Raw genomic sequence first — 18,268 nt, forward strand, 5'->3', positions numbered from 1 at the left:
GATGTGGTTCCCGCACGGCCCGGGGGCTCCCGGGGGCCGATCCCTCACCGCCCGGGCGCGGTCGCCTTACGGCTGGTCGTCCGGGGGCCCGGAGAGGTGCGGCAACCGCGCGGCGGCGACCACCCCTTCGAGATAGCCCCGCGCCCGCTCGGTCCGCGGATATGCCTCCAGGAGCTGCCAGAAGCGGCGGCCGTGCCCCGGCACCAGCAGATGGGCCAGCTCGTGGAGGAGCACATAGTCCACGACGTACTCCGGCATGCCCTGGAGCCGGTGCGAGAGCCGGATGCTGCCCTCGGCCGGGGTACAAGACCCCCAGCGGGTGTTCTGGTTGGTGACCCAGCGGACGGAGTCGGGCCGGGCCCGCCCGCCCAGGTACTGGCCGGAGAGCCACTCGGCGCGGGCGGCCAGCTCCGCGTCGCCCAGCATCCGCTTGCTCTCCTGGGCCGCCAGCTTCTCCAGCATGACGCCCACCCAGCGCCGCTCCTCCGCCTCGGACATCCGGGCGGGGATGAGGACGACGGTGCGGTCGCCCTCGCGATAGGCCGAGACCGTCCTGCGCCGCCGGGTGCTCCGGCGGACCTCGACCGCGCTCGTGTCGGAGCTTCGGCTCTGCGGGCTCGGGACGGTGCTCGGTGCGCTCGCGGCGCTGCGGGAGACGTTCTGTCCCGCGGTGCGAGGGGGCGGGTCGGCGGACACGCCCCGACGTTACCCGCTGGCAGCCGGGGAAGTCCCGCCCCGCCGATGGTTGCGGACCGAACCACTCCACGGTGTGCACGGCTTGTACGACCGGCGTTCGTACGACTTATTCCACTGCCTGTGGACAACGCGCTGCGGGGTCCGGGCGCCGCCCCGCATGCTGAGGGCGGTTCAAGGGACAGCACATCAAACAGCACATCAAACGGGGGAGGAACGGCGATGCATCCGATGCTCAAGCCCGCGCTGCGGCGCGGCTGGCGGAGCCGGGACACGGTGCAGTTCGGGGTGGCCCGGGCGCATGCGGTGGTGATGGGGCCGGTGGACACCGCCACGGGCAGCTTTCTGGAGCTGCTGGACGGCACCCGCGGTCTGCCGCTGCTGCGGCAGGAAGCCCGCGCCATCGGGCTGCCGGAGGGGCGGGCCGACGCACTGGTGGACCGGCTGGCGGCGGCCGGTCTGCTGGACGAGCCGAGGGACGGCGGCGAACCCGCGGCGGCCCTGGACCGGCTGCGGCCCGACGCGGGGGCGCTGTCGGTGCTGCATCCCGAGCCCGGAGCGGCGGCGCGGCTGCTCGCCGCTCGGCGGGCGATGCGGGTTCAGGTGCGGGGCGCGGGCCGGGTCGGGGCGGCGGTCGCGGCCGCGCTGTCGGGCGCGGGGATCGGCCGGGTCGATGTGGTGGACGGGGGCTGTGTCGAGCCCTGGGATGTGGCTCCGGGCGGGCTCTCGGCCGAGCAGATCGGGGAGCGCCGGGATCTGGCGGCGCGCCGCGTGGTGCGCCAGGCCGCGCCCGCCCCGCTCCCCCGCCGGTCGGCGCGGCTGCGGACCTCCGCGGCAGAGCGGGTCCCCGCACGGGAGAAGGTCCCTGCAAGAGAGCGGAGCGCCTCGAGGGAGCGGACCCTCTCGGGAGAGCGGACCGCCTCGGCCGAGCCCGGGCTGGCGCTGGTGGTGATCGCCCCGCGTGACGGCCTCGCGGCGTACGCACCGGATCCGGAGCAGGCCCGGCCGCTGCTCGCCTCCGGCACCCCCCATCTCTACGCGGGAGTCATCGAGGCCACGGGGGTGGTGGGCCCTCTGGTGGCACCGGGGATCACGCCCTGCGCGGGGTGCGCCGCGGCGGGCCGTGCCGAGCGGGAGCCCGTCTGGCCAAGGATGCTCGCGCAGTGGCGGTCCGGGCGCCGGCGCACCGCCCCGGCCTGTGACACGGCGCTGGCGATGGTGGTGGCGGGACTCGCCGCGGTGCAGGCGCTGGCCTTCCTCGACGGCCGCCCCTCCGGGGGCGCGGGGGTCCGGTGGGAGCTGGCGCTTCCCTCGCTCGTCTGGGAGGCACGCCCGATCGAGGCACATCCCGGATGCGGTTGTGGAGCGGCCGGGGAGGAGGATGCCGTATATGCCTCGGCCGCAGAGGCACCGCACGCGACAATGTCCGGGTGACCCACGTCCGCGGAGTGGGCACGGGGGCCCGGGGGCCACCTTCCGGGATGGCACGGCTGTAGTTGGAGGGGCGCATGACCGATCTGCCGCGCAAGGCGATCACCCGTACCGCCAAACTGGCGGCGCTGCCCTTGGGATTCGCGGGGCGCGCCACATGGGGGCTCGGGAAGCGGATAGGGGGACGGCCGGCGGAGATCGTCGCACGCGAGGTGCAGCAGCGCACCGCGGAGCAGATGTTCAAGGTCCTCGGCGAGCTCAAGGGCGGGGCCATGAAGCTCGGACAGGCCATGTCGGTCTTCGAGTCGGCGCTGCCCGAGGAGATAGCCAGGCCCTACCGGGCGGCCCTGACCAAGCTCCAGGAAGCGGCCCCTCCCATGCCCAGCCGCACGGTCCACGCGGCGCTGGAGGAGCGGCTGGGCCCCGACTGGCCGGAGCTGTTCCAGGAGTTCGAGGACAAGCCCGCGGCGGCCGCCTCGATCGGGCAGGTGCACCGGGCGGTCTGGCACGACGGGCGCACGGTGGCGGTCAAGGTTCAGTATCCCGGGGCGGGCGAGGCGCTGCTGTCCGACCTCAACCAACTGAGCCGGTTCGCCCGGGTGCTGGGGCCACTGGTGCCGGGGCTGGACGTCAAGCCGCTGATCGCGGAGTTGCGCGAGCGGGTCGCCGAGGAGCTGGACTACGAACTGGAGGCGGCGTCCCAGCGGATCCATGCGGAGGAGTACGCGGAGGACACGGAGATCGTGGTGCCCGAGGTGGTGCACCAGAGCGATCAGATATTGATCACCGAGTGGCTGGAGGGGGTGCCGCTCTCCGAGGTGATAGCCGACGGCACACAGGAGGAGCGGGACCGCGCCGGGCAGCTGCTGGCCCGCTTTCTGTTCTCGGGGGCGTCCCGCACCGGACTGCTGCACGCCGATCCCCATCCGGGTAACTTCCGGCTGCTGCCCGGGGACGCCCCGGACGGCCCGCCGGAGCAGTGGAAGCTGGGCGTCCTGGACTTCGGTTCGGTGAACCGGCTCCCGGGAGGGCTTCCGGAGCCCATCGGCATCGCGCTGCGCATGGCGCTCGAGAACGACGCCGCGGGGGTCTATGACCTGATGCGCGGGGAGGGGTTCGTCAAGCCGACGATCGAGCTCGACCCGGATGATCTGCTGGACTTCCTGCTGCCGATGCTCGAACCGGCCCAGGTCGACGCGTTCGTCTTCGACCGGCAGTGGCTGCGCAGCCAGGCGGCGCGGATGGCCGACCGCCACTCCCCCGTCTATGAGCTGGGCAATCAGCTGAATCTGCCGCCCGCCTATCTGCTGATTCACCGGGTGACCCTGAGCACCATCGGGGTGCTGTGCCAACTGGGTGCCACGGTGCGGATGCGGGATGAGCTCGAGGCATGGGTCCCCGGCTTCGCCGCGGACCCAGAACCCGAAGCCCCAGAACCCGAAGACCCGGAGTCCGAGGAGCGCGCCGAAGGGGACGCCGAGGAAGGGCCCGCGGCAGACGCCGGGGAAGGGGCCTCGGACGGCGCCGAGGACGAGCCCGAGGCCGCGGAGACCTCGTCCTGAGCTCGGGCGCCTCGGGGTAGCCGAAGGGCCGGTCCGATCGGACCGGCCCTTCGTGGTCACGCGATGGGTCGGCGTGGGACCCGTCGGTGTGTGTGGTGTGTCAGCCCCGCCTCTGGCCGGTGCCGCACATGGTGGTTACTGCATGACCGCCATGGCCAGGGCGCGGCGGGCGCGGAGCGAGGCACGCTCCGCACGCCGCTGCATCCGGCGGGCGGCCGCGAGCCGAACGGCCTGCCGTTCGGACTCGGCCTCCTGCAGTCGGTCGTGCATATGCGCACGTGCCAGGGCTTCTTGCATGAGTTGCATCTCTCGGTTCCTGTTCTGGCGCGCCTCGGGCGCACGTGAGGTATCTGGTGCGGGGGTTTCGGAGACCGGTTGGGTCATCTTCGGGACCTGCTTCATGGGGTCGTGCGTCGCTGGGCGATCGATGGTGCCGAGGGTGCTCATGCCGCGACCGGGTTCTTACGCGGGCGACCACGCGGCCGCTTGCGGGCCACCACCACGCCCTGGACGAAGAGCTCGCCGCCCCAGACGCCCCAGGGCTCCCGGCGGTCTTTGGCGCCGGCGAGGCATGCCTCCCTCAGCGGGCAGGTCTGACAGAGCGACTTCGCGTACTCGACGTCGGCCGGGGACTCGGCGAAGAAGACCTCCGGGTCGTACGAGCGGCACGGAACGGCTACACCCAGGTTCTCGATGGCCTCATCGAGTTCGGTGAGGGCGGTGAGCGGGGTCAAGGAGTCCTCCGAGGAGTCAGGCGGGCGGTTCAGGTCGGTCGATGCGGACGGGGCGTGTGCGTTGAGTTGCACGGTGTGTGTTCCTCGTCTCTTCGGTCCGGCTGGTGGCCGGGCTCTGGCAAATCAAAAGGGCCGCGGATCCCGGTGTGGGTTCCGCGGCCCTGGAAGGTGCCGACCTGATCCTGGATCAGGCTGGATAACTCCAGGGTTCGAGCCTGCGGAAGGCCCACGTCTTGTGGTGCTGCTGCGTCGTCCGGGATTCGGCACCATTGGCCGCAAAGGCATAGGCCATTGCCTCTGCCGCTGCTCCTACCGCAGGTGCCTGGATCGGTCGCTCGCTGAGACGCGCCTCATTCGCGCCGGGCATACCGGTGCCAGGGAGCGCGGAGCCGAGCAGGCATGTGGCGACGACCGGCCGATCGGCCTTTTTGATGGTGTTGATGAAGCTGATCACTGGTCTTCGCCTCCTCTCGGCGTCTCAGGGACCGGTCCGAAACCAGTCCGGGTGTTCAGTACAACACGGAATCCTCGGCTCCTGGAAGGGCCGTTGTCTTCCGTGCTCGGAAGGCTATGGGTAGCGCCTCCGCGCGCGCAAACTATTTTTCCGTCGAGTTTTGCCAAGGGTCACCCGAATGGCTTCCCCCGGCATCGCCGTCGCCCTCACCGTCGAGTGCGGAGGGCAGTTCCCGGCCCGCGCACAGCGCGAGAACATCGGCCCCGAACCGGTCCAGCTTGCGCCTTCCGACACCGGAGATGCGGACGAGCTCCGGTTCGGTTCCCGGAACGGCCTCGGCGATCGCGAGCAGTGTCTTGTCGGTGAACACGCAGTACGCCGGCTGCCCCAGCAGGCCCGCCTGCTCCGCCCGCCAGTCGCGCAGCCGCTCATAGAGCGCCTCGTCCAGCTCGGACGGGCAGCCCTCGCAGCGCATCAGCTTCATCTCGCCCGCGTCGGTCAGCGCCCGGCCGCACACCCGGCAGTGGACCGGGCCGCGCCGCTTGCGCACCCCGCCGCCTCCGCCCGAAGCCGCCGCCCCGCGCTCGATCCCGCCGCCCCCGCCCGGGGTGCGGGCGGGGACGGCCTGGGAGCCGGGCCGCAGCCCGTTGAGAAAGCGGGTGGGCCGACGGGAGGCCCGGCCGCCCGGAGCCCGCGAGAGCGCCCAGGAAAGCGTCAGATGGCGGCGGGCGCGGGTGACCCCCACATAGAGCAGCCGGCGCTCCTCCTCGATCTGCTGCTCCGTCTTGGCGTAGGTGATCGGCATCATTCCCTCGGTGAGGCCGACCAGGAAGACGGCGTCCCATTCGAGGCCCTTGGCCGCGTGGAGTGAGGCGAGGGTCACACCCTCGACGGTCGGGGCGTGCTGCGCCGCCGCCCGCTCATCGAGCTCCGCCACCAGATCGGAGAGCGTGGCCGCGGGGCGGCTCGCCGCGAAGTCCTCGGCGAGCCGCACCAGGGCGGCCAGGGACTCCCAGCGGTCGCGCACCGCACCCGAGCCCGAGGGGGGCTCGGGTGTCCAGCCACGGGTGCCCAGCACGGCCCGCACCTGGGACGGGATGTCGGCGTCCGCCAGCTCCGGGTCGGCGCTTCCGCCACGGGCCGCGCCGCGCAGCAGCAGCCCCGCCTCGCGCACCTCGGGCCGCTCGAAGAACCGCTCGGCACCGCGCAGCTGATAGGGCACCTGGGCATCGGCCAGCGCCTGTTCGTAGAGCTCCGACTGGGCGTTGACCCGGTACAGGACCGCGATCTGGCTCGCCGGGACACCGGCGCCACCCCGCTCGACCGGGGTGATCAGCTCCCGGATCCGGCGGGCGGTGCCCTCGGCCTCGGCCGGCTCGTCCGCATAGGCGGCGTAGGCCGGGTCGGGGCCCGTCTCCCGCTGGGAGACCAGCTCCAGCCGGTGCTCGGCGGCCCGGCCGCGGGCCTGGGACAGCAGCCCGTTGGCCAGGTGGACCACCTGGGGGGTCGAGCGGTAGTCCCTGATCAGCTTGACCACGGTGGCCCGCGGGTGGCGGGTGCGGAAGTTCAGCAGATGGTCGGGGGTGGCGCCGGTGAAGGAGTAGATGGTCTGGCTGGCGTCGCCGACCACGCAGAGGCTGTCCCGCTCGCCCAGCCACAGATCCAGCAGCCGCTGCTGCAGCGGGCTGACGTCCTGGTACTCGTCGACCACGAAGTGCTGGTACTGACGGCGCACCTGATCGGCGATGTCCGGCCGCTCCTGGAGCACACCGACCGTGAGCAGCAGCACATCCTCGAAGTCGATGACGCCGCGGTCGCGCTTCAACTGCTCATAGGTGGCGTAGATCCGGCCGATCTCGGCGGCGTCCCGGGGGGCTTCCCGGCCGGACTTGGCGGCCACGGCCGGATAGTCCTCGGGCACGGTCTGGGTGACCTTCGACCATTCGATCTCGCCGGTCACGTCCCGCAGCTCATTGCGGTCCAGCCGGACCCGGCACCGGGCGGCGGCCTCGGCCACGAGCTGCACCTTGCGCTCGACCAGCCGCGGCACCTCACCGCCGACCGCCTTGGGCCAGAAGTACTGCAGCTGGCGAAGGGCCGCCGAGTGGAAGGTGCGCGCCTGCACCCCGCCCGCGCCGAGCTGCCGCAGCCGGCCGCGCATCTCCCCCGCCGCGCGGTTGGTGAAGGTGACGGCCAGCACACTGGCCGGCTGGAGCATCCCCGCGCGCACCCCATAGGCGATCCGGTGGGTGATGGCGCGGGTCTTGCCGGTGCCGGCGCCGGCCAGCACGCACACCGGGCCGTGCAGGGACGTCGCCACCTCGCGCTGCTCGGGGTCGAGCCCGTCGAGCACCGCGTCGGCGTCACGCGGCGTGGCCGCGTAGGCACCTGGCGTGGAGCCGTGCGGGAACAGAGTGGAGGACGTTGCTGCAGTCACCCCGCCATGCTGCCAGGTCTCCTGAGACGCCCGGTGCCGGTTGTCCACAGCCATGGCCTTCCGGTCATATGAATCCGGGAATGACCGGCGGAAGGTGAGCGTTCACCTTCTGCCCACCCACCACGACCCCGAGGAGAGCGAAGACCGATGTCCGGCACTGTGACGATGTACAGCACCACCTGGTGCGGCTACTGCCGACGCCTGAAGGGGCAGATGGACCGCGAGGGCATTGCCTACACCGAGATCAACATCGAGCAGGACCCGGAGTCCGCGGCCTTCGTCGAGAAGGCGAACGGTGGCAACCAGACCGTGCCGACCGTCCTCTTCCCCGATGGGTCCACCCTGACCAACCCGTCCCTGGCGCAGGTAAAGGCCAAGGTCGGGGTCTGAGCGGGCGGTCCCCGAGCCGCCCCCGCGGGCTCTGACTCAGCCGCGCGGCAGCGGCTCGCCGTACCAGAGCTCGATCAGCCGGGCCGCGATAGAGATCCCGGAGGGAGGCAGGACCTCCCCGGACTCGATCGCGGCCCGCAGGTCGTCCCGGGAGAACCAGCGCGCCTCGTGGATCTCCTCCCCGTCCACCTGGATGCGGGAGGACGTGGCCCGGGCCATGAAGCCGAGCATCAGGCTGGACGGGAACGGCCACGGCTGGCTGGCCACGTAATCGACCTCGCCCACCGTGACCCCGGCCTCCTCCGCCACCTCACGGACCACGGCCTGCTCGATCGACTCGCCCGGCTCCACGAAGCCCGCCAGCGTCGAGAAGCGCCCCTCCGGCCAGTGCACCTGGCGTCCCAGCAGCGCCCGGTCCTGATCGTCCTTCACCAGCATGATCACGGCGGGGTCGGTGCGCGGGTAGTGCTCGGCCCCGCACGCCGGGCAGCGGCGGATATGGCCCGCCGCCGCGATCACCGTGCGCTGACCGCAGCGTGAGCAGAAGCGGTGCAGCCGCTGCCAGTTCTCCAGCGCGACCGCGTGCACCAGCAGCCCCGCGTCGCGCTCGGACAGCAGCACGCCCGCCTCGCGCAGCCCGGCCGGGCGCGCCGACTGGTCCATCCGCCCCGGCAGGGAGTCCTTCTGGAGCGCGAAGTAGCGCACGCCCTCCTGGTCGGTGCCCAGGAAGTAGCGGTGGTTCTCGGTGGGCGGGGCCTCGAAGGACGGGGTCATGACGAGTTCGGTACGGCCGTCCGGGGTGTCGTCGACCAGTGCCTGGCCGCCGGAGACCACGAAGACGCGCGTCGTCGGGTGGCTCCACGCGGCGGCCAGCCACGCCTCGTCCAAGCGGTGGTGCGCGGAGCGGTCGATGCCGCTCGGGGCGCTGAGCGTGATCGGCCGGTCGGCGGCGTGGTCGGTCGAGGTGGTCACAGCTGCTTCCAACTCCCGCGGTGCAATGGGTGGTTCACGTAACAGGGCAAGCTATTCCCGTCCATTCTCGGCGAGATCGGCCCAGAGGTGGGCGGCCGTCTCGGCGCCCTTCATGAGCAGGCCGAGCTCGACCTTCTCGTTGGGCGCGTGCCAGCCGTCGGACGGCACCGAGATGCCCAGGAAGAGCACCGGAGCGCCGAGGATGTCCTGGAGATCGGCGGCGGGGCCCGATCCGCCCTCGCGGGTGAAGCGGACCTTCCGGCCGAAGGCGCACCCCATGGCGCGGACGACCGACTGGAGCGCGGGGTGGTCCAGCGGGGTCAGACAGGGACGGGTGGCGCCCCAATAGGTGATCTCATGGCGGATTCCGGCCGGGAGCAGGGCGGCTGCCCAGTCCCGCACGGCCGACTGGATCTTCTCCACGTCCTGGCCCGCCACCAGCCGGAAGGACAGCTTCAGCTGGGCGGCCGAGGGCACGATGGTCTTTCCGCCCGGCCCCTGGTAGCCCCCGCCGATGCCGTTGACCTCGGCGGTCGGACGGGCCCAGATCCGCTCCAGGGTGGAGTACCCGGCCTCGCCGAGCGTGGCCCGTGAATGCGCGGTCCGCAGCCAGCCCGCCTCGTCGAACGGCAGCTCGGCGAAGAGCTCGCGGTCACGGTCGGTCAGCTCCACGACGCCGTCGTAGAAGCCGGGGATCGCCACCTTACGGTCGTCGTCGTGCAGCGCGGCGACCAGTCGGGCGGCCTCGGTGGCCGGGTTGGGGACCGCACCGCCGAAGGAGCCGGAGTGGATGTCCTGGCCCGGGCCGTGGAGATCGATCTGGCACTCCACGAGGCCCCGCATACCGGTACAGACGGTCGGGGTGTCCTCGGACCACATCCCGGTGTCGGAGACGATCACGGTGTCGCAGGCCAGCCGGTCGGCGTGCGCGCGGACCAGCTCGGGGAAGTGCGGGGACCCGGACTCCTCCTCGCCCTCGATCAGCAGCTTGAGGTTCACCGCGGGCGCGACTCGGCCCGTCACGGCCAGGTGCGCCCGTATCCCCAGGGTGTGGAAGAGGACCTGCCCCTTGTCGTCGGCGGCGCCGCGGGCGTAGAGCCTGCCGTCCTCGATGACGGGCTCGAAGGGGTCGGTGCGCCAGCCGTCCGCGCGGTCGGCGGGCTGGACGTCGTGGTGGCCGTAAACGAGCACCGTAAGGGCGTCGGGATCACCGGACGGCCATTCGGCGAACACGGCCGGGGCGCCCGGTGTGTCCCATATCTCGGTCACCGGGAAGCCCGTGGCGGCCAGGTGGTCCCTGAGCCACTGGGCGCCGCGCCGGACGTCGTCGGCGCGGGCGGGGTCGGCGGATACGGACGGGATGCGCAGCCACTCGGAGAGCTCGGCGAGGAAGGCGGCGCTGTGGACGTCCACAAAGGCGCGGACGGCGTTGTCCGTGTCCGGGGTGTTGCTCATGCATGTGAGCCTATCCGGCCCGAGGACGGGCGAGGGCGGGGGCCTCCGGGCCGCTCAGGTGTGCTCGCTCTCTGTGACGGTTCCGGCATCGATACGGTCATTTCCGGTCGCGTCCGCGTCTCCGTCCCCACCGATGTCGGCGTCTCGGTCCCCGCCGTCCCCGTCTCCGTCCCCGCCGGCGTCCGCCTTCCCACCGGCTTCCACGTTCCCGCCGACGTCCACGTTCCCGCCGACCTCCGCGTCCCCTGGCTCCCCGAGCAGGACGCGCTCGAGCCCGGCCCGGCCGGGCAGCCCGGCGGGGCGGACCACCTCACCGCTGCGTACGTACACGAAGGCCGCCGTGACCGCCGACAGGGGCAGCCCGTGCTGTTCGGCCCAGGCGACGCGGTAGATGGCCAGCTGGAGCGGGTCGGCGTCCTGGGAGCGGCCGGTCTTCCAGTCGACGATCTCGTAGCGCGGGCCGTCGTCAGAGCCCGTACCGGACTCGCGGTACACCGCGTCGATCCGGCCGCGGATGGTGCGGCCCGCCAGGGTCAGCTGGACCGGCACCTCCACGCGGTAAGGGGTGCGACGGGCGTACGGCGTGCGGGCGAACGCCTCCTTGAGCGCGGTCAGATCACGCTCGTCGGCGATCTCCGCCTCGTCGTCCTCGCCGCCCGGCAGCTCGTCCGGGCCGAGGAAGGGCAGCGGCAGCGCCTCGAAGCGCGACTCGACCCAGGCGTGGAAGCGGGTGCCGCGCCGCGCGGCGGGGCGCGGCGGCCGGGGCATGGGGCGGGCCAGCTCCCGTGCGAAGCCGTCCGGGTCGGCGGCGAGGCGCAGCAGCTGGGACGCGGTGAGCGTGCCCGGCAGGGGCACCTCGTGCACGGTCTCCCGGGCCCGGCGCAGCTCTCCGGCGAGCGCGTCCAGATCGCGGTCCCAGGAACCGATCAGCCGGGCCTCCTCGGGCGTCGGCTCGTCCTCGGCCGCTTCTGACGTGATTTCGGGCACATCGGGCTCCGGTGCGCCAGGTTCCGGCGCGCCGTAAGGGCCGGGGTGCGGCGCGTCGTCGTAGGGCTCGTCCTCGTACGAACCGTAAGGATCCTCCGGAGGTTCGGGCCACTCCGGGTCCTCCGGGGGCTCGAGCTCCTCCGGGGGCTCCGGAAAGAGGTCAGCGTCCGCCGGGGAGTGCTCCTCGTCCCGCGCGGTCGGCTCCTCCCCCTCCGTCTCGATGCGCGCCAGATGGGCGAGCACCACATCGGCGGCGCGGCGGCGGTGGCGCAGCGCGGCCGGGTCCAGCGGAAGCGGCCAGGCCCGGTCGGCCGCCGACTCCCGCAGGGCCGGGTTCTCCGCGCCCTCCTCCGGCGGTTCGGCCCATGCCTCGATCTCGCCGTACCCGGCCTCGCAGTGCTCGCGCAGCGCGTCCAGGAAGCCCGACGGGCCGCGCGGACGCTTCTGGGTGGGGCCCCACCAGTGCCCGGAGCCGAGCAGCAGCGAGCGCGGCCGGGTGAAGGTCACATAGCCCAGCCGCAGCTCCTCGGTCCGCTGATGCCCCTTCATGGCGTCCTTGAAGGCGGCGATCCCCTTGCTGTCCCAGGCGGTGACGTCCGGGAGGGTACGGGCGTCCCCGCGCAGTTCGTGCGGCAACACCTTGGCGTTCGCCGTCCAGGACTCGCGGGACTGTTCGCTCGGGAACTGCTTGGCGACCAGCCCCGGCACCGCCACCACGTCCCACTCCAGCCCCTTGGCCTTGTGGGCGGTGAGCACCTTGACCGTGTTCTCGCCGCCGGGCAGGGCGTTGTCGAGCCCCTTCTCGTACTGCGCGGCGGTGCGCAGGAAGCCGAGGAAGCCCTGAAGGGTGGCCTCGCCGTCCACGGCCGCGCCGCCTTCCCGGCCCGCGAAGGCGGCCGCGACGTCCAGGAAGTTGCCGAGCGTCTCGCGGCGGCGCGCGGCCAGGGCGTGCGGTGAGGCGGACAGCTCGACCTCGAGGCCCGTGGTGGCCAGGACCCGGTGGAGGACGTCCATCAGCGGATCGGCCAGCGAGCGGCGCAGCTCGCGGAGTTCGGCGGCCAGCCGGGCGAACCGGACCCGTGCGTCGGCCGAGAAGGGCAGCCCGTCGTCCGGGCCGCCGCCCGCCTCCAGGAAGGTGTCGAGGGCGTCGGCGAGGGAGATCACCTCGGCGGGGTCGGTGCCCTCGACGGCCTCGGCGAGCCGTCGGTCCGGATCGTCCTCCGCCCCGTCCTGGCCACCGTAAGAGACCACCGCGCGGGCACGGCGGCCGAGCAGCGCGAGGTCGCGGGGGCCGATCCGCCAGCGCGGCCCGGTGAGCAGACGGACCAGCGCGGCGTTGGCCCCCGGGTCCTGGAGGACCTCGCAGACTGCCACCAGATCGGCGACCTCCGGCAGATGCAGCAGCCCCGACAGGCCCACCACCTCCACCGGAACGTCCCGCTCCACCAACGCGCCCTGGATCTGCGCGAAGTCACCCGCCGTACGGCACAGCACCGCGATCTCAGCGGGCGGGGTGCCGGTGCGCACCAGATGGGCGATGGAGTCCGCGAGCCAGACCAGCTCCTCGGCGTGAGTGGGCAGCAGCGCGCAGCGCACCGCTCCGTCCCGCTCGGCGCCGGGCGCGGGGCGCAGCGCCTCGACGCCCTCGTGCATCGCGCGCAGCGGGGCGGCCAGCCCGTTGGCGAGGTCCAGGAGGCGGCCGCCGCTGCGCCGGTTCTCGCTGAGCGCGAAGCGCTCAGCCGGGCGGCCATCGGCGTGCGGGAAGTGCTCGGGGAAGTCGTCCAGGTTGGCCACGGAGGCGCCGCGCCAGCCGTAGATGGCCTGACAGGGGTCGCCGACGGCGGTGACGGGATGTCCGGTGCCGCCGCCGAAGAGGCCGGACAGCAGCAGCCGCTGGGCGACGGAGGTGTCCTGGTACTCGTCGAGCAGCACGACCGCGAACTGCTCGCGCAGGATCCGGCCGACCTCCGGGTGGTCCAGGGCCAGAGTGGCCGAATGGGCGATCTGGTCGCCGAAGTCGAGCAGATCGCGGCGGCGCTTCTCCTCGCGGTACGCCTCGACCAGGCCCAGCAGCTCCTGGCGGGCGCGAGCGGCCTCGGGCACCTTGCGCAGCGCCTCGTTGGTGAGCCGCGTGCCCTCCAGCGTCCGCAGCAACTCGGTGTCGTACGCGCGCAGCCGCCCGGTGGGGACGAGGTGCTCGGCGAGCTCGGCGTCGAGCGCGAGCAGATCGGTGACCAGGTCGGCGAAGGGGCGGGTGAGCGCCGGATACGGGCCGGGGGCGGAGCGCAGGACGCGCGCGGCCAGCTGGAAGCGGGTGGCGTCGGCGAGCAGCCGGGCGCTCGGTTCGAGGCCGACGCGCAACCCGTGGTCCTTGAGCAACTGCCCGGCGAAGGCATGGTACGTGGAGATGACGGGGTCGCCCGGGGCCTCCTCGGTGGCGCCCGGATCCGGGTCCGGGTCCACGATGCCCGCCGTGACGAGGGCCTTACGGACGCGCTCCGCCAGCTCTCCGGCGGCCTTGTTGGTGAAGGTGAGGCCGAGCACCCGGTCGGGCGCGACCTGGCCGGTGCCGACCAGCCAGACGACGCGGGCGGCCATCACCGTGGTCTTTCCGGAACCCGCCCCGGCGACGATCACCTGCGGGGCGGGCGGTGCGGTGATGCACGCCACCTGCTCCGGGGTGAACGGGATCCCGAGGAGTTCCTTGAGCTCCTCGGGATCGGTGATGCGGGCTGACACTCCAGTGAGGCTATCGGTGCCCACCGACACGCCCCGCCGCGCCGGTCGACGGCCGCCCCGTGGCCACGGCTCGACGGGCGACGGCGTCAGCCCGGTGCCGCACCGCCCCGGCCCCGTACGCGACAGCGTCACTCGACCACATGACGCCCCTCCGCCCGCGCACTGCAGGCGCCCCGGAAGGCGCAGCGCTCGCAGTGGTCGCCCGTGCTGGGGGTGAACCGCTCGTCCAGGACGCGCCCGGCCGCGGTGGCCAGCAGCTGCCCCACCCACTCCCCGTCCAGCGGCTCCTGGGCCTGGACCTTGGGGACGTCGTCGCCGCCGTCCTTCTTGGCGGCGCCCTGCCGCAGCTGGACGAGCTCCGCGCCGCCCGGCTCGGGACGCCCGCCGTCGAAGACGTCGTCCACGGCGCCCTCGCGCACCGCCAGCTGATAGACCGCCAGCTGGGGGTGGTGCTCGACGTCGCCACGGGTCACGGCGTGCTTACCGGTCTTGAAGTCGACCACATAGGCGCGCCCCTGGGCGTCCGTCTCGACGCGGTCCATGCTGCCGCGGATGCGCACCTCATAGACGTCGGCTTCGAGCGTGACGTCGAAGGAGTGCTCGGTGGCGACCGGGGTGCGGCCGCCGCGCTCCATCACATGCCACCGCAGAAAGCGCTCCAGGGCCGCCCGCGCCTGCTCCTTCTCCTGCCGTGACTTCCAGGGGGCGTCGAAGGCGAGCGCGTCCCATACGGAGTCCAGGCGCTCCATGAGGACCGCGAGATCGGCCGGAGTGCGGCCGGAGGCGACCTCGTCGGCCAGGACGTGCACGACGTTGCCGAAGCCCTGGGCTGCCGTCGAGGGGGCGTCCGCCTTCACCTCGCGCCCCAGGAACCACTGGAGCGAGCAAGTGTTGACGAGTTGGTCGAGCGCGCTGCCGGACAGCGCCACGGGCCGGTCCCGGTCGCGCAGCGGGACCTCGCCGCGCGTCGGCTCGTACAGCCCCCACCAGCGGTAGGGGTGGGCGGCCGGGACCAGCGGGCGGCCCTCCTCGTCGCGCAGCGCCGCCAGCCGCGCCAGGCGGCGCGCGGCGGCGTCCCGCAGCGCCTCCGAGGCGTCCGGGTCGACGGTGGTGGCGCGCAGCTCGGCGACGAGCGCGGCGACGGACAGCGGACGGCGCGGCCGTTGGGTGACATCGGTGGGCGGGACGCCCAGTTCGGCGAGGAAGCGGGAGGGCTGGTCCCCGTCCTCGGAGGCGGCCTTGACGGCGGTGACCACGAGCCGCTCCTTGGCGCGCGTCGCCGCCACGTAGAACAGCCGCCGCTCCTCGGCCAGCAGCGCGCCCGGCGGCAGCGGCTCGGCCAGCCCGTCCCGGCCGATCCGGTCGGCCTCCAGGAGCGAGCCGCGCCGCCGCAGATCGGGCCACAGCCCCTCCTGCACCCCCGCGACGACCACCAGGGCCCATTCGAGCCCCTTGGAGCGGTGGGCCGTCATCAGCCGTACGGCGTCGGGGCGGACCATCCGGCGGGAGAGGGTGTCGGCGGCTATGTCCTGGGCGTCGATCTCCTCCAGGAAGTTGAGGGCGCCGCGGCCGCCGGTGCGCTCCTCGGCGCGCGCGGCGGTCTCGAACAGCGCGCACACCGCGTCCAGGTCGCGGTCCGCGTTCCGCCCGGCGGTGCCGCCGCGCTGCGCCGCCCGCTCCAGGCGGCCGGGCCAGGGAGTGCCGTCCCACAGCCCCCACAGCGCCTGTTCGGCGGTGCCGCCCCGGGCCAGCGCCTCCCGGGCCGTGCGCAGCAGCCGCCCGAGGTTCTGGGCACCGCGCGCGTACGCCGGGTCGTGGACGGCGAGGCGCTCCGGCTCGGCGAGCGCCTCGGCGAGCAGGACGTCGGAGGGGCGCGGCACGGCCCGCCCGGCGGACCGCTCCTCCTCGCGCAGCGCGCGGCCCAGGCGGCGCAGATCGGCTGCGTCCATACCGCCGAGGGGCGAGGCGAGCAGGGTCAGGGCGGTCTCGACGCCGAGGACCGCGGACAGCCCGCCGCTGTCCGGCAGCGCGGCCGTGGCGGCGGCCCGCAGCGCCGTCAGCAAGGGGGCCACGGCGGGCTCATGGCGCAGCGGGATGTCATCGCCGTCCACCTCGACGGGGACTCCGGCCGAGGTGAGCGCCCGGCGCACACCCGGGATCGAGCGCCCCCCGGCGCGCACCAGGACGGCCATCTCGCGCCAGGGCACCCCGTCCTCCAGATGGGCGCGGCGCAGGATGTCGGCCACATTGTCGAGCTCGGCACCCGCCGTCGGATACGTGTACGCCTCGACGCGGCCGCCGTCACGGGTGGCCGCGAGCTCCCGGTGCGCCCTTACGGCTCGCGCGGGCAGCCGGGTGAGCGGCATCCGGCCGGCGATCTGCCGGGTGGCAGCGAGCAGCGCGGCCCCCGAGCGGCGGGAGACGGTGAGGACCTCCATGTCGGCGGGCCGGCCGTCCGCCCTCGGGAAGTCCTCGCGGAACCGGAGGATGCCGCCCACGTCGGCGCCGCGGAAGGCGTAGATCGACTGATCGGGGTCGCCGAAGGCGAGCAGGGGCCTGCCGCCGCCCGCGAGCGCCCGCAGCAGCCGCCCCTGGGCCACGTCGGTGTCCTGGTACTCGTCGACGAACACCGCGTCGTACCGCCCCGCCAGCTCGGCCGCGGCCTCCGGCCGACCGGCCAGCAGCACCGCGCGGTGCACCAGCTCCGCGTAGTCCAGCACCCCCTGGGCGTCCAGGACGTCGAGGTACTCGGCGAGGAAGCCGGCCGCGGCGGACCAGTCGGGGCGCCCGGTGCGCTCGGCGAACTCCCCCAGCGACCGTGGGCCGAGGCCCAGCTCCCGGCTGCGGGCCAGCACCGCGCGCACCTCGTCGGCGAAGCCCCGCGTGGTCAGGCAGGCGCGCAGGTCGTCCGGCCAGCGGACGAAGGCCCGGCCCTCGCTCGCCAGTTCGGCCTGACCGGCGAGCAACTCCCTGACGACGACGTCCTGCTCCGGTCCGGAGAGCAGCCGCAGCGGATCCACGAAGAGATCGACGTCCTGGTGGGCACGGACCAGTGCGTAGCAATAGGAATGGAAGGTCGTGGCCCGCGGGGCGCTCGCGCCGCCCAGGCGCGCGGACATGCGGTCGCGCAGTTCGACGGCGGCCTTACGGCTGAAGGTGAGCACCAGGAGCCGCTCGGGATCCGCGCCCTCGCGCACCCGGCGGGCCACCGCCTCCACGAGCGTCGTCGTCTTGCCCGTACCGGGCCCGGCGAGCACCAGCAAAGGGCCGCCCCGGTGCTCAACCACAGCGCGCTGCCGTGCGTCCAGGACAGGAAGGGCGCCAGGCTCCGGCCGATGACGGAGCAGGCGGTAGACGCCCTGGGCCGACTGCCGTGAGGACGGCTGCCGTGCCTGCCGCTGCCGCGGAAGGGACGAGGGGGAGGAGCTCACGTTGGATCGCCGGTCCTGGTGGGTTCGCTGGGTGCGGGACAGCCTCTCATGCGCCGCGGGGCCTCACCCGGATGGCTGTGGATACCGCCGGTACGACCACGAGCCCACCGCACGAGCCTCCGGCCTCGGGCTCATCGGACGCCGGTATGCCCGCGAGCCCGCCCCGCGCCGGTACGGCCCCGCGCTCACGGCGCCCCGGTACGGGCTCACGCCCATCGGACGCCCGTACGGCCGCGAGCCCACGGCGCACGCGTCCGGCCCCGCGCTCACCGCGCCCCGGTACGGCCGCGCGTCGGCCGCCCCGGTCGCGCCGCGCTTCCGAAAGCCGCCCCGCTACCGGCCGTGGTCCTGCCCGCCCCCGTCCCACCGCGCCCTGGCCATGTCGATCCGCGGCACATGGCCCTCGGCCGAGCGCGCCGCCTCACGCAGCGGGGTGCCCTCCTCGCGGTAGTGGCCAAGGGCCCGCAGCTCGTGGCCGGGCAGCAGCACACCGTCCGCGCGCACCACGCGCCACCACGGCACGGCGCCCCCGTAGAGCGCCATCACCCGCCCCACCTGGCGCGGGCCGCCCTCCTCCAGCCATTCGGCGACGTCCCCGTAGGTCATCACGCGGCCGGAGGGGATCAGCTCGGCCACCTCCAGCACCCGCTCGGCGTACTCGGGCAGCTCCTCGGCGCTGTCCCCGTCCTCCGGCTCCCTGCTCTCCCGGCTCATCCGCCCCATCCTGCCGCACCCCTCCGACAGCCCCGACGGCAGCCGCGCCGCACGCCCCTCCGCACCCCCCGCGGAACGCACCACCGCACGCCCCTCCGCACCCCCCGCGGAACGCACCACCGCGCCCCCCGCGCGGGGTGGTGGCGGGCCCGTTCCGGGCCGGGTCGCGGTTCGATCACGCATTGTGCGGGAATCCTCAGCAGGGCGTACCATTCGGGGTCCACGTCCCCGAAATGCACCCTGATGCCCCCCTCCGCAGCCCGGGCATG

The 18,268-nt window shown here is 73.7% G+C and carries 13 protein-coding genes; 3 read left to right on the forward strand and 10 right to left on the reverse strand.

The window, feature by feature from the left end:
• Positions 1-66: 66 nt before the first annotated feature.
• Positions 67-696, reverse strand: a complete 630-nt coding sequence (locus LIV37_RS18165) for a M48 metallopeptidase family protein (RefSeq protein WP_020868572.1) — start codon at positions 694-696, stop codon at positions 67-69.
• 219 nt (positions 697-915) lie between these two features.
• Here LIV37_RS18165 and LIV37_RS18170 point away from each other — a divergent pair, with 219 nt between their 5' ends.
• Positions 916-2,127, forward strand: a complete 1,212-nt coding sequence (locus LIV37_RS18170; RefSeq protein WP_020868573.1) for a ThiF family adenylyltransferase — start codon at positions 916-918, stop codon at positions 2,125-2,127.
• Between the two features lie 74 nt (positions 2,128-2,201).
• Positions 2,202-3,686 carry an ABC1 kinase family protein gene (locus LIV37_RS18175; RefSeq protein ID WP_020868574.1) on the forward strand — a complete coding sequence of 495 codons (1,485 nt, stop codon included), beginning with the start codon at positions 2,202-2,204 and terminating at the stop codon, positions 3,684-3,686.
• Positions 3,687-3,821: 135 nt separating this feature from the next.
• Here LIV37_RS18175 and LIV37_RS18180 read toward each other — a convergent pair whose 3' ends face one another.
• The 4 genes from LIV37_RS18180 to LIV37_RS18195 all read right to left on the reverse strand — a co-directional run bounded on the left by LIV37_RS18180 (position 3,822) and on the right by LIV37_RS18195 (position 7,311).
• Positions 3,822-4,133 carry a hypothetical protein gene (locus LIV37_RS18180; RefSeq protein WP_121824801.1) on the reverse strand — a complete coding sequence of 104 codons (312 nt, stop codon included), beginning with the start codon at positions 4,131-4,133 and terminating at the stop codon, positions 3,822-3,824.
• Positions 4,130-4,492 carry a WhiB family transcriptional regulator gene (locus tag LIV37_RS18185; RefSeq protein WP_020868576.1) on the reverse strand — a complete coding sequence of 121 codons (363 nt, stop codon included), beginning with the start codon at positions 4,490-4,492 and terminating at the stop codon, positions 4,130-4,132. The genes LIV37_RS18180 and LIV37_RS18185 overlap by 4 nt, the downstream gene beginning before the upstream one ends.
• A gap of 115 nt (positions 4,493-4,607) precedes the next feature.
• On the reverse strand, positions 4,608-4,874 hold the full coding sequence (locus LIV37_RS18190; RefSeq protein WP_121824800.1) for a hypothetical protein: 267 nt from the start codon (positions 4,872-4,874) through the stop codon (positions 4,608-4,610).
• A 142-nt stretch (positions 4,875-5,016) separates the two neighbouring features.
• Positions 5,017-7,311: an ATP-dependent DNA helicase UvrD2 gene (locus LIV37_RS18195; protein ID WP_243146213.1), complete on the reverse strand. Its 2,295-nt coding sequence runs from the start codon at positions 7,309-7,311 to the stop codon at positions 5,017-5,019.
• Positions 7,312-7,458: 147 nt separating this feature from the next.
• Here LIV37_RS18195 and LIV37_RS18200 point away from each other — a divergent pair, with 147 nt between their 5' ends.
• Positions 7,459-7,701 carry a mycoredoxin gene (locus LIV37_RS18200; RefSeq protein WP_020868579.1) on the forward strand — a complete coding sequence of 81 codons (243 nt, stop codon included), beginning with the start codon at positions 7,459-7,461 and terminating at the stop codon, positions 7,699-7,701.
• A 36-nt stretch (positions 7,702-7,737) separates the two neighbouring features.
• Here LIV37_RS18200 and nudC read toward each other — a convergent pair whose 3' ends face one another.
• The 5 genes from nudC to LIV37_RS18225 form a co-directional block, all read right to left on the reverse strand.
• Entirely contained in the window at positions 7,738-8,673 is a 936-nt protein-coding gene (gene nudC / locus LIV37_RS18205) for an NAD(+) diphosphatase (protein ID WP_020868580.1), read from the reverse strand.
• Positions 8,674-8,724: 51 nt separating this feature from the next.
• The gene (locus LIV37_RS18210) at positions 8,725-10,128 is read right to left on the reverse strand and encodes a M20/M25/M40 family metallo-hydrolase (RefSeq protein WP_020868581.1); all 1,404 of its coding nucleotides are present in this window, start codon (positions 10,126-10,128) and stop codon (positions 8,725-8,727) included.
• Between the two features lie 54 nt (positions 10,129-10,182).
• Positions 10,183-13,854 carry an ATP-dependent DNA helicase gene (locus LIV37_RS18215; protein ID WP_020868582.1) on the reverse strand — a complete coding sequence of 1,224 codons (3,672 nt, stop codon included), beginning with the start codon at positions 13,852-13,854 and terminating at the stop codon, positions 10,183-10,185.
• A gap of 128 nt (positions 13,855-13,982) precedes the next feature.
• Positions 13,983-17,201 (reverse strand): ATP-dependent helicase, encoded by a 3,219-nt coding sequence (locus tag LIV37_RS18220; RefSeq protein WP_214663585.1) that lies wholly within the window; start codon positions 17,199-17,201, stop codon positions 13,983-13,985.
• Between the two features lie 417 nt (positions 17,202-17,618).
• A complete protein-coding gene (locus LIV37_RS18225; RefSeq protein WP_020868583.1) occupies positions 17,619-17,999 on the reverse strand; it encodes an MGMT family protein in 381 nt (126 codons plus the stop codon).
• Positions 18,000-18,268: the final 269 nt, after the last annotated feature.

The sequence above is a fragment of the Streptomyces rapamycinicus NRRL 5491 genome, from assembly GCF_024298965.1.
Taxonomy (GTDB): Bacteria; Actinomycetota; Actinomycetes; order Streptomycetales; family Streptomycetaceae; genus Streptomyces; species Streptomyces rapamycinicus.